10 protein-coding genes are annotated in these 11,956 nt (G+C 62.1%); 4 read left to right on the forward strand and 6 right to left on the reverse strand.

The features are described from left to right. Positions 1-91: 91 nt before the first annotated feature. Positions 92-1,186 (reverse strand): PLP-dependent cysteine synthase family protein, encoded by a 1,095-nt coding sequence (locus LQ215_RS28290; RefSeq protein ID WP_230153559.1) that lies wholly within the window; start codon positions 1,184-1,186, stop codon positions 92-94. A gap of 264 nt (positions 1,187-1,450) precedes the next feature. Here LQ215_RS28290 and nhaA point away from each other — a divergent pair, with 264 nt between their 5' ends. Together nhaA and LQ215_RS28300 are read left to right on the forward strand one after the other, a co-directional pair. Further along, complete coding sequence (nhaA, locus tag LQ215_RS28295; protein WP_230153560.1) at positions 1,451-2,638, forward strand: Na+/H+ antiporter NhaA; 1,188 nt, start codon at positions 1,451-1,453, stop codon at positions 2,636-2,638. Positions 2,639-2,760: 122 nt separating this feature from the next. Beyond that, positions 2,761-2,961, forward strand: a complete 201-nt coding sequence (locus tag LQ215_RS28300; RefSeq protein ID WP_230153566.1) for a nucleoid-structuring protein H-NS — start codon at positions 2,761-2,763, stop codon at positions 2,959-2,961. Between the two features lie 2,028 nt (positions 2,962-4,989). Here LQ215_RS28300 and LQ215_RS28310 read toward each other — a convergent pair. Continuing rightward, positions 4,990-5,454: a glycine zipper 2TM domain-containing protein gene (locus LQ215_RS28310; RefSeq protein WP_003184697.1), complete on the reverse strand. Its 465-nt coding sequence runs from the start codon at positions 5,452-5,454 to the stop codon at positions 4,990-4,992. A 170-nt stretch (positions 5,455-5,624) separates the two neighbouring features. On the opposite strand from LQ215_RS28310, the gene LQ215_RS28315 reads away from it, so the two are divergent. Next, entirely contained in the window at positions 5,625-5,909 is a 285-nt protein-coding gene (locus tag LQ215_RS28315; protein ID WP_230153561.1) for a hypothetical protein, read from the forward strand. Here LQ215_RS28315 and pdxH read toward each other — a convergent pair. The 4 genes from pdxH to dinG form a co-directional block, all read right to left on the reverse strand. Then, positions 5,857-6,504 (reverse strand): pyridoxamine 5'-phosphate oxidase, encoded by a 648-nt coding sequence (gene pdxH / locus LQ215_RS28320; RefSeq protein ID WP_230153562.1) that lies wholly within the window; start codon positions 6,502-6,504, stop codon positions 5,857-5,859. The two genes, LQ215_RS28315 and pdxH, sit on opposite strands and share 53 nt — an antisense overlap. 24 nt (positions 6,505-6,528) lie before the next feature. Further along, positions 6,529-7,653: an OmpA family protein gene (locus LQ215_RS28325; RefSeq protein ID WP_230153563.1), complete on the reverse strand. Its 1,125-nt coding sequence runs from the start codon at positions 7,651-7,653 to the stop codon at positions 6,529-6,531. Between the two features lie 117 nt (positions 7,654-7,770). Next, a complete protein-coding gene (locus tag LQ215_RS28330) occupies positions 7,771-8,916 on the reverse strand; it encodes a serine hydrolase domain-containing protein (RefSeq protein WP_230153564.1) in 1,146 nt (381 codons plus the stop codon). A gap of 237 nt (positions 8,917-9,153) precedes the next feature. Then, entirely contained in the window at positions 9,154-11,298 is a 2,145-nt protein-coding gene (gene dinG / locus LQ215_RS28335; RefSeq protein WP_018610802.1) for an ATP-dependent DNA helicase DinG, read from the reverse strand. Positions 11,299-11,397: 99 nt separating this feature from the next. On the opposite strand from dinG, the gene LQ215_RS28340 reads away from it, so the two are divergent. Further along, a complete protein-coding gene (locus tag LQ215_RS28340) occupies positions 11,398-11,862 on the forward strand; it encodes a CopD family protein (protein ID WP_230153565.1) in 465 nt (154 codons plus the stop codon). Positions 11,863-11,956 lie beyond the last annotated feature (94 nt).

Here is an 11,956-nt window from a genome sequence, read left to right on the forward strand (position 1 = left end):
GGCAACTCGGTTTATCAGGTGAACCGAGGTGATGCTATCGCGGGCAAGCCCAGCTCCCACACAAGCTCGCTCCCACAAGGACCTCAGTGATTCAGATATTGGCCCGCAACACACTCTCCGGCAGCGCCTCGCCCCGTTCCACACACGCCGCCACGATGTCCATCAGCCCGCTCAACTCATAGCCCTGGGCCTTGAGCCATGCCGGGTCGTAATAGGTCGTGGCGTAGCGCTCGCCACCGTCGCACAAAATCGCCACGATCGACCCCGACTCGCCCGCCTCCACCATCTGCCGAGCCGCCATTAGCGCGCCGATCAGATTGGTGCCGCTGGACCCGCCGACCCGCCGGCCCAAGCGCTGGGCCAGGTAATGCATGGCCGCCAATGACAAGGCGTCCGGAACCTTGACCATCGCATCGATGACTTTCGGCAGGAACGACGCCTCGACCCGTGGCCGACCGATACCCTCGATGCGTGAACCGCAATCCAGGCGCAGGCTGGCATCGCCGCTGCGGTAATAGTCGAAGAACACCGAACGTTCGGCGTCGGCACACAGCACGCGGGTGCCGTGCTGGCGATAACGCACGTAGCGCCCCAGGGTGGCGGTGGTGCCGCCGGTGCCGGGGCTTGAAATCAACCAGCTCGGCTCCGGGTGCCGCTCGAAGCGCATCTGCTGGAAGATCGATTCGGCAATGTTGTTATTGGCTCGCCAGTCCGTGGCGCGCTCGGCATAAGTGAATTGGTCGATGAAATGCCCATCATGCTCATGGGCCAGGCGTTCGGATTCGGCGTAGATCTGCGTAGGATCGTCCACCAAGTGACTCTGGCCGCCATAGAAAGCGATCTGTGCGATTTTTTCCCGGGAGGTGGTCGCCGGCATCACCGCGATGAACGGCAGGCCCAGCAACCTGGCGAAATAGGCCTCGGAAATCGCCGTCGAGCCGCTGGAGGCCTCGATCACCGGCGCACCGGGCTTGAGCCAGCCGTTACACAACGCGTAGAGAAACAGCGAACGCGCCAGCCGATGCTTGAGGCTGCCGGTGGGATGGCTGGACTCATCCTTGAAATACAGTTCGATGCCCGGCAGGCCAGGCAGCGGCAGCGGAATCAGGTGGGTATCGGCGCTGCGCTGGAAGTCAGCCTCGATGATGCGGATCGCTTCGCGCGCCCACTGGCGATGGTCGTTCATGGTGTTTTCTCACTGGCTCGGTTCGACGCGGGGAATCTGGTCATGCAGGCGCAACGTGGTCTCGGAAAAACCAGTGGCAAGCTTAGGAAAAAACCGACATCGCGCACAGGTACAGCTAAGGTCCAATATGGCCCATAACTGCCCGACTGCGTGGAGCAAGTGTTGTAACGATATATAACAAAAAAGAATATAACTTTTGTTTTAACAACTAACAGTACGAGTTAGGGTGTGCCATCTTTTTGATTCGATGAATGGAGAGCGATCGTGGCTCTACGTAATTCTCTGACCCGTTTTTTCCAATTGGAGGCTGCCAGCGGCCTGCTTCTGATCGCCGCCGCTGTCCTGGCCCTGGCCATCAATAATTCGCCGTTGTCCTGGCTGTATAACGGCCTGCTGGACACCCCGGTGGTCGCCCAGGTCGGCGCGTTGAAGATCGCCAAACCCTTGCTGCTGTGGATCAACGACGGCTTGATGGCGATGTTCTTCCTGCTCATCGGCCTCGAAGTCAAGCGAGAAGTCCTCGGCGGGCAACTGTCGAAACCGTCGCAAATCGTCTTGCCGGGTGCGGCGGCGATTGGCGGCATGGTGGTGCCGGCGCTGATCTACTGGTTCCTCAACCGCGACAATCCCCCCGCCCTCGCCGGCTGGGCAATTCCGACGGCCACCGACATCGCGTTCGCCCTCGGCGTGCTGGCCTTGCTGGGCAAGCGGGTGCCGGTGTCGCTCAAGCTGTTCCTGATGACCCTGGCGATCATCGACGACCTGGGCGCCATTATCATCATCGCGATCTTTTACTCCGGCGCCCTGTCCAGCCTGTCGCTCATACTGGCGGCAACCTGCATCGCCGCGCTGGTGGCGATGAACCGGATGGGCGTGGTCAAGCTTGGGCCCTACATGGTTGTCGGCCTGATCCTGTGGGTTTGCGTGCTCAAGAGCGGTGTCCACGCCACCCTGGCGGGCGTGACCCTGGCATTCTGCATCCCGCTGCGCACGAAAAACGCCGAGACTTCGCCCCTTCTCACCCTGGAACATGCCCTGCATCCCTGGGTGGCCTATGGCATCCTGCCGCTGTTCGCCTTCGCCAACGCCGGCCTGTCCTTGAGCGGCGTCACCGTTGAAAGCTTCACCCATCATGTGCCGATGGGCATCGCCATTGGCCTGTTGCTGGGCAAGACTGTCGGCGTCTTCGGCCTGACCTGGCTGGCCGTGAAAATCGGCATCGCCAGCCTGCCCCTTGGCGCCAACTGGGGCCAGGTATTGGGGGTGGCGATCCTGTGCGGTATCGGGTTCACCATGAGCCTGTTCGTTGGCTCCCTGGCGTTCGAGCCTGGCGTAAGTGACTACGCGGGTATGGACCGGATGGGGATTCTCACGGGTTCGATCCTGGCGGCGTTGCTCGGTTATGCGGTGACGGCGGCGGCCAGTCGTAAGCAGTCGACATTGCCAAGCTGATCCTTGCTTTGCTTAAGCTATTCCCGGACGGTGTGTATATCCGATTCTGCGGTAACGGCCACTTAGGGTTTCGCCCTGACGGCGAGTCACTTTCGAAAAGCGCGAAAGTAACCAAAGCGCTTTTGCCCCACCACTCGGTGCCTCGCCTAGGCTCGGCATGCCCTCACTCCGGCATTGCTCCGTGGGCCCGCCGCGAAGGGCCATCCATGGCCCAGCGCGGCTATCCCGGCATCCATGCCGAGATGCCCACTCCACAATGCCTGCGTTCGGCCAGCGTGGTTAACGGGGCGCCCGAGATCAACGTCCACCGCGAGGCGGCCTAACAGCCGACCTGGTTCTGGGTGGGACCGCGTTCCTCCTGTGGGAGCGAGCCTGCTCGCGATGAGGTCAGCAAGCCCAGCATCCATGTGACTGAGCCACCGCCTTCGCGAGCAAGCTCGCTCCCACATTGGATCTTCAGCAGGCGCCCTATTCGTGTGCACCCGGAGTCCCTCTGTGGGAGCGGGCTTGCTCGCGAAGAGGCCGGCACATCCAACATCACCGCAAACTGACACACCGCCTTCGCGAGCAAGCTCGCTCCCACATTAGATCTTCAGCAGGCGCCCTATTCGTGTGCACCCGGAGTCCCTCTGTGGGAGCGGGCTTGCTCGCGAAGAGGCCGGTACATCCAACATCACCGCAAACTGACCCACCGTCATCGCGAGCAGGCTCGCTCCCACATTGGATCTTCAGCAAACACAATATTCGTGTGCACCCGGAGTCCCTCTGTGGGAGCGGGCTTGCTCGCGAAGAGGCCGGTACATCCAACATCACCGCAAACTGACACACCGCCTTCGCGAGCAAGCTCGCTCCCACATTGGATCTTCAGCAGGCGCCCTATTCGTGTGCACCCGGAGTCCCTCTGTGGGAGCGAGCTTGCTCGCGAAGAGGCCGGCACATCCAACATCACCGCAAACTGACACACCGCCTTCGCGAGCAAGCTCGCTCCCACATCGGATCTTCAGCAGGCGCCCTATTCGTGTGCACCCGGAGTCCCTCTGTGGGAGCGAGCTTGCTCGCGAAGAGGCCGGTACATCCAACATCACCGCAAACTGACACACCGCCTTCGCGAGCAGGCTCGCTCCCACATTGGATCTTCAGCAGGCGCCCTATTCGTGTGCACCCGGAGTCCCTCTGTGGGAGCGAGATTGCTCGCGAAGAGGCCGGCACATCCAACATCACCGCAAACTGACACACCGCCTTCGCGAGCAAGCTCGCTCCCACATTGGATCTTCAGCAGGCGCCCTATTCGTGTGCACCCGGAGTCCCTCTGTGGGAGCGAGCTTGCTCGCGAAGAGGCCGGTACATCCAACATCACCGCAAACTGACACACCGCCTTCGCGAGCAGGCTCGCTCCCACATTGGATCTTCAGCAGGCGCCCTATTCGTGTGCACCCGGAGTCCCTCTGTGGGAGCGAGATTGCTCGCGAAGAGGCCGGCACATCCAACATCACCGCAAACTGACACACCGCCTTCGCGAGCAAGCTCGCTCCCACATCGGATCTTCAGCAGGCGCCCTATTCGTGTGCACCCGGAGTCCCTCTGTGGGAGCGAGCTTGCTCGCGAAGAGGCCGGTACATCCAACATCACCGCAAACTGACACACCGCCTTCGCGAGCAGGCTCGCTCCCACATTGGATCTTCAGCAGGCGCCCTATTCGTGTGCACCCGGAGTCCCTCTGTGGGAGCGGGCTTGCTCGCGAAGAGGCCGGCACATCCAACATCACCGCAAACTGACACACCGCCTTCGCGAGCAGGCTCGCTCCCACATTGGATCTTCAGCAGGCGCCCTATTCGTGTGCACCCGGAGTTCCTCTGTGGGAGCGGACTTGCTCGCGAAGAGGTCGGCACATCCAACATCACCGCAAACTGACACACCGCCTTCGCGAGCAGGCTCGCTCCCACAGGAGGAACGCGGTCCCACCCAGAACCAGGTCGGCTACTAGGCCGCCTCGCGGTGGACGTTGATCTCGGCGCCCCGTTAACCACGCTGGCTGAATGAAGGCCTTGCGCAGTGGGCACCTCGGCATGGATGCCGAGGTAGCCGCGCTGGGCCATGGATGGCCCTTCGCGGCGGGCCCACGGAGCAAGGCCTTCGTTCAGGCATGCCGAGCCTAGGCGAGGCACCGAGTGGTGGGGCAAGAGCGTTTTGGTTACTTTTGCGCTTTTCAAAAGTGACCCGCTGTAAGAGCGGAACCATAAGCCGCCGTTACGCAAAAAACGGATATACACCCCGTCACCCGAAACGAAGCCATAAAAAAACGGCGCTTTCCCATTCAGGAATAAGCGCCGTTTTCTCTTACCAACTCAAGCTTAGTGCGATACGCGACTCGTACCATCCACAGTGGAAATACGAACCCGCTCGCCCACACGGAACACCTCGTTCTCCTGAACCTGCTGCACATAGGCACGCATGCTACCGTCGTCTTCACGAACGGTGATTTCCACACCCTGGGTACGGGTCAGGCCTTCTTCAGTCGCAGAACCGATCAGGCCACCCGCCACCGCGCCGATCACAGCGGCGACGATGCTGCCACGACCACCACCAATGGCACTGCCACCGACACCACCGACCACCGCACCGGCCGCACCGCCGATCGGGGTCTTGGTGCCTTCGATCTTCACAGGACGCAAGGATTCGATGGTCCCCATGCGAATCGTCTGCACGCGACGCGCTTCGTCACGGGAGTAGGAGTCACCGGTCAGGCTCGACTGACAGCCAGTGAGCAACATCGCCATCGTGGAAAAGGAAGCAACCAGCAAAACAGACTTACGCATAGCATCAACTCCAAAAGACAGGGATTCATTAAACTCCGCAGCTTGACGCCTGTCACGGCCTCGCCAGGATAAAATTGTTTTCATTCAGGTGGGATACAGGCGCACCCGAAAAATTCACCAAACAGTAGCGCCAAATTCCGAAACTTGCGTCATCAACCCGGGGATTTTTCATGGATTATTTCATCATCGTCGCGGTCACCGTGGCCGGTTTGTACTTCCACTGGTGGCTGTACGTACGAATCAAACGCTGGATGGACCGCGACCTGGCGCTGTCCCTCGCGGGGCAGGATGAGCAGAAAAAGATCTACATGCTGCAACAATTGGCCCACGCCCGGGAGCAAGGGGTCAAGCGTCGGGACTTGCCGCAATGGCTTAAAACCGCTGCGGCAGGTTACCCCGAAGTTAAGGCGCCAGACGCTCGCGCGTCCAGTTCGCCCCTTGCAGGCGGTAGTTGAGGCGATCGTGCAGGCGGCTCGGACGGCCCTGCCAGAACTCGATGCGCTCGGGCAGCAAACGATAACCGCCCCAATGCTCCGGGCAGTGCGGTTGGCTGTCGCTGAAGCGTTGTTCGGTGGCCTTGAGCAAGTCGTCCAGCTCAGCGCGCCCTGAAATCACTCGGCTCTGGGGTGAAGCCCAGGCGCCGAGGCGGCTGCCCAGCGGGCGAACCTGGTAATAAGCATCCGACTCCTGCGCGGTGACCTTCACCACGCTGCCCTCGATGCGCACCTGGCGCTCCAGGGCCGGCCAGAAAAACGTCATGGCCGCGAATGGATTCGCGGCCAGTTGCTGGCCCTTGGCGCTGTCGTAATTGGTGAAGAACGTGAAACCCTGGGCATCCAGGCCCTTGAGCAGCAGGATCCGGCAGTGCGGGCGCCCTTGCGCATCCACCGTCGCCAGGGTCATGGCGTTGGCCTCCACCGGGGCCTGTTCGGTTTTCACCGCGTCGGCGAACCATTGGTGGAACAGTGCAAACGGCTCGGCCGGGGCTTGCGCCTCGGTCAAGCCATCGCGGGTGTAGTCGCGGCGCATATCAGCCAGCGGTTGGGTCATGGCGCGTTCCTTGTGGTTAGCCCATCACTGCTTGGGGGTATCGGCGGCCGCGACTTTCTTGGTATCGGTGGCAGCTTTGGCCGGTTGGGTTTTCTTCGCGGTAGTGGCCTTGGCCGGGGCTTTCTTGGCCACGGCTTTCTTGGCAGGCGCCTTGGCCACGGCTTTTTTGGCCGGGGCTTTTTTGCTGGTCGGGGTCACGGCTTTTTTCGCCGCAGGCGCTGGGGCCGGGGCCACGGGCTTCACGTCTTGGGCCGCCACCAGCGTCACTGGTGCCGGGGCCGGCATGTTGTATTTGCTCAGCAGCGCAACCATGGTGTTGGCCGGCGTGACCAGCAGTTCCACGCGACGGTTCAAGGCACGCCCTTCCACACTGTCGTTGGCCGCACGTGGCGCCACAGCGCCCATGCCGCGCAGCATCAGGCGATCACGTTGCAGGCCGCTGAGACGGAAAATCGCCGCCACGGACTGGGCACGCTCCTGGCTGAGCTTCAGGTTTGCAGGTGCGGCGCCGGAGGTGTCGGCGTGGCCGAGGATCAGGACGGCGGTCTTGGGGTCGGCTTCAAGGATCTTCGCCACGCGGGTGAACGGCCCGAGGGTCACGGGCAGCAGCATGGCCGGGCGGTCCGGGTTGAAGGAGCCGTCCACGGGCGCGGTGACCACCAGCACGTTGTCGCGGCGCTCGAGTTGGAGCTTGCTGTCCTGGATCGCCGTGCGCAGCTTCGGCTCGTAGTCGTCGAGCCAAGCCTGGGTGACTTTAGGATCGGGCATTGGCACCGCCTTGGCGGTTTCCTGATCCTTGCCGCCAAACGGCCACCACCACTTACCGTTGCTTTCGGCTTCGGCCTTGGCAACGGCCGGCGCCTTGGCTTCAGGCTTGTCCTGGGGTTTGACGTCAGCTTTCTTCGCAACGTCGGCGCCATCATCGGAGGAGAACGGCCACCACCAGTGGGTGGCGCTCTCGGCCTTGGCTTGCGGTGCGACGGCAGCCGGTTTCAGAGGCGCCGCTGGCGCCGTGTCCTTGGCCGCGACCTTGTCGGAAGAGCCGAACGACCACCAGCTACTGCCGCCTTCGGCATCATTTTGTGGGGTTTGTGCGCAACCGGTGATAGCGAAGCACAGCGCCAGAGCGAGGGTTTTATTCGATGACATTGGATATCCACAAAATGATGTAAATGGAAAATAAAGGCCATGTTTTGGCCGCATAAACAGTCGCTTGGAAACTGAAAAGGCCCCGAGGTTCCGGTGCCCGCCGCCTTCAATGGCGTTTTATAGACAAGTGGCAAGTACCCTCGCAAGGTTCTGCGCGCGCGGGTCCATCAATACGTAAGGCCCGAGCGTGTTGGTCACGAAGCCAAAAGCCACATCATGTTCCGGGTCGGCAAACCCCAAGGAGCCCCCGGCCCCCGGATGACCGAACGCCCGTGGGCCGAGGCCGTAGGTCGCATTCGGCACATCCGGCTGGTCGAGCATGCAGCCCAGGCCGAAACGGGTCTGGGTCAACAAAGTCTTGTCCTCGCCGAAGCTGTGCTGGCGAGTCAATTCGTCGAGCATTTCACTTTCCAGCAGGCTGCCGTCCAGCAGCCCCGCATAGAACCCAGCCAGGCTACGGGCGTTACCGTGGCCGTTGGCCGCCGGTTGCTGCATGCGCCGCCACTCCGGTTTGTTGGTACTGGTCATGATCGACGGCGGATTGGTGAAGGCCCGGGTGGTCATGGCCGTGGGCTCGCGCATCGTCACTTGCAGCAGGCGCTGGGCCGCGGCATCGCCGACGTTGCCTTTGCCACGGGCGATGTGGGCCACGCGATGAAACTCCTCGTCGGCCAGGCCAACATGAAAATCCAGGCCCAACGGCTTGGCGACACGGGCCACGATGGACTCCCCCGGACCACGCCCATCGACCCTGCGCAACAGCTCGCCGATCAACCAGCCGTAGGTGATCGCGGCATAACCGTGGCCCTCGCCCGGCGTCCACCAAGGTGTTTCGGCGGCCAGGGCATCGACCATGGCTTGCCAGTCATAAAGCGCTTCGGGCGGCAGCAATTCACGGAGCGCCGGCAAACCGGCCTGATGGCAGAGCAACTGGCGCAGGGTAATGGATTGCTTGCCAGCTGCAGCAAACTCGGGCCAATAGCGGGCAACCGGGGCATCCAGCTGCAACTTGCCTTCGGCCACCAGTTGCAGGGCGGTGACGGCGGTGAAAGTCTTGGTGCAGGAAAACAGGTTGGCGATGGTGTCGCTGTGCCAGGCTTCATGGCCATCCTTGTCGGCGGTACCGGCCCACAGATCGATCACCGTGCGACCACCCACCTGGATGCACAACGCCGCGCCGCGCTCCTGGGGATTATCGAACAACGCCGCGAACGCTTCACGCACCGCCTCGAACTGAAGTTCATAATGGCCTTGAATCTGCACCCGTAACTCCCTTGAAACAAACACTTTTAAGGTGGCTGGCATTGTTTCAGCCATTCAGGCTTTTGGGAACCGCCGCAAGACGGCTGGCTAAGAATGCCCCCCGTGGCAAGAAGAACCTGTGGGAGCAAGGCTTGCCCGCGATGAAGGCACCTCGGTCTCAGAAAGACCTCGCAGGCCTCATCGCGGGCAAGCCTTGCTCCCACAAATACATTGCTTCACCGTGAAATCGCAGCAGCCTCAGGAAATCTCCCGCCGAAACGGCGGCAGCGCGTTGAGGATCGCCTTGCCATAGCGCTGGGTTACCAGCCTGCGGTCGAGCAAGGTGATGGTGCCGCGGTCTTCTTCGGTGCGCAGCAAGCGGCCACACGCCTGGACCAGCTTCAACGAAGCGTCCGGTACGGAAATTTCCATGAACGGGTTGCCGCCTCGGGCTTCGATCCACTCGGCCAGCGCAGCCTCCACTGGGTCGTCGGGAACCGAGAACGGAATCTTGGCGATCACCACGTGCTCGCAATAGGCACCCGGCAAGTCCACGCCTTCGGCAAAACTCGCCAGGCCGAACAGCACGCTGGAATCCCCACCATCGACCCGCGCCTTGTGTTTGTTCAGGGTTTCCTGCTTCGACAGGTTGCCCTGGATGAACACCTGCTTGCGCCAGTCACGGTCGAGACCGTCGAACACGTCCTGCATCTGCTTACGCGAGGAAAACAGCACCAGGGTGCCCCGTGAACCTTCCACCAGTTCTGGCAGGTCGCGGATGATCGCGGCGGTGTGAGCGGCAGCGTCCCGCGGGTCGGCCTTGAGGTCCGGCACCCGCAACACGCCAGCGTCGGCGTGGTGGAAGGGGCTCGGGACCACGGCGGTCACGGCTTTCTTCGGCAGGCCGGCGCGCATGCGGAAGCGGTCGAACGTGCCCAGGGCGGTCAGCGTGGCGGACGTCACCAGCGCGCCATAGGCCACGTTCCACAGGTTGCGACGCAGCATTTCCGCCGCCAGGATCGGGCTGGCATTGACCTCGATGTCGAACAGCGAACCGCTTTCGGCCAGGGTCAGCCAGCGCGCCATCGGCGGGTTGTCTTCCGGGTCTTCGGCGGTGAAGGCCGTCCACAGCTCCCAGTTGCCCTGGGAGCGGGACAACAGGCTGCCGAACAGCGGGTACCACTCCTCGGCCTGGTTGCTGGCGATACCGATGTTGACCTCGCCATCCATGCCTTCCTTGAGCAGGTCGGTCAGGCGCGTGAACAGGTCGGTCAGGCGTGCGAAACCTTTCTTGAGCTCGACGCCCATTTCGCGCATGTGCTCAGGGATTACCCCGCCGACAAACCGGTGGCGTGGCCGCTCGCGGCCCTCGACGTCTTCGCCGGGCTTGAAGTCGGCCACTTGCTCGCACGCGGTGAACATGAACTGCTGGTTGGTCTTGATTTCCCGCGCCAGCTCCGGCACTTGCTCGATGAACTTGCCCAGGTCACCCGGCAATGGATGCTGGGCCAACAGCTTGGTGAGGTTCTTGGCGGTGGTTTCCAGCCAGTCGGCGGTGGAACGCAGTCGGGTGTAATGGGCGAAATGGCCGATGGCCTTGTCCGGCAGGTGGTGACCTTCGTCGAACACGTAGATCGTGTCGCGCGGGTCCGGCAGCACCGCACCACCGCCCAGGGCCAGGTCGGCCAGCACCATGTCGTGGTTGGTGACGATGACGTCGACCTTGCCCATGCCTTCGCGGGCCTTGTAGAAGGCGCATTGGCCGAAGTTCGGGCAATGGCGGTTGGTGCACTGGCTATGATCGGTGGTCAGGCGGGACCAGTCGGCGTCTTCCAGGGCCGTGGACCAGCTGTCGCGGTCGCCGTCCCATTTATTGCCGGCCAGCTTCTCGATCATGCTGGTGAATAGCTTCTGGCTGGCCTCATCGACTTCGATCTTGAAGCCTTCTTCTTCGAACAACTGGGCCGTGGCGGTCTGCGCGTGGCCTTCCTGAAGCAACATGTCGAGCTTGGACAGGCACATGTAGCGCCCACGGCCCTTGGCCAGCGCGAACGTGAAGTTCAGCCCGCTGTTGCGCATCAGGTCGGGCAGGTCCTTATAGACGATCTGCTCCTGCAGGGCGACGGTGGCCGTGGCGATCACCAGGCGTTTGCCGGCGGCCTTGGCAGTGGGAATCGCCGCCAGGCTGTAGGCCACGGTCTTGCCGGTACCGGTGCCGGCCTCCACCGCCACGATAGCGGGCTCGCCACTGCGCCGGCCTTCGTCGTCGGTGTCGATGTCACCCAGGACTTTTGCCACTTCGGCAATCATCAGGCGCTGGCCATATCGCGGCTTGAGGCTCTTGGCTTCGAGAAAACGCGAATAGGCGCCCTGGATCGTGGTTTTGAGTTCGGTGCTGATCATGTATGGTCGGGCGCTAAAAACGCTGGATAAATTTTCAGTGGTTCGGATCGGCGGCTATCATACCCCGCTAATGAATCCTGCGCAGAACGGAGTAACCCAATGACACCCTTTGCCCTCGTCTACACCCTGCATTTACTGGCGGCCCTGGTCTGGGTCGGCGGTATGTTCTTCGCCTGGATGATCCTGCGCCCCGCCGCAATGACGGCGCTTGAGGGCCCTGCCCGGCTCAAGTTGTGGGTAGAAGTGTTTCAGCGTTTTTTCGTCTGGGTCTGGGTGGCGGTCGTACTTTTGCCGATCAGCGGCGTAGGCCTGATCCATCTGCGCTTCGCCGGTTTCGAAACCGCGCCGCGGTATGTGCAGGCGATGATGGGGTTGTACGTGGTGATGACAGCACTGTTTATCCGCATCCAGGCCTTGCAGTTGCCGTCGTTGCGTAACGCCGTGACGGCGCAGGACTGGCCGGCGGGTGCGGCGGTGCTGGGGAAGATTCGGCGGTTGGTGGGGATCAACCTGTTGATCGGCTTGCTGGTGGTGGCGATTGGCGCGGCGCGGCCGATGTTCTGAAGAAAATCTTCAGTTGGACCCCGTCCTGTGGGAGCGAGCTTGCTCGCGATAGCGGTGGATCAGTCAGCCTTATGTAACTGACATACCGCTATCG

The organism is Pseudomonas brassicacearum (genome assembly GCF_918698105.1).
GTDB classification, from domain to species: domain Bacteria; phylum Pseudomonadota; class Gammaproteobacteria; order Pseudomonadales; family Pseudomonadaceae; genus Aquipseudomonas; species Aquipseudomonas brassicacearum_F.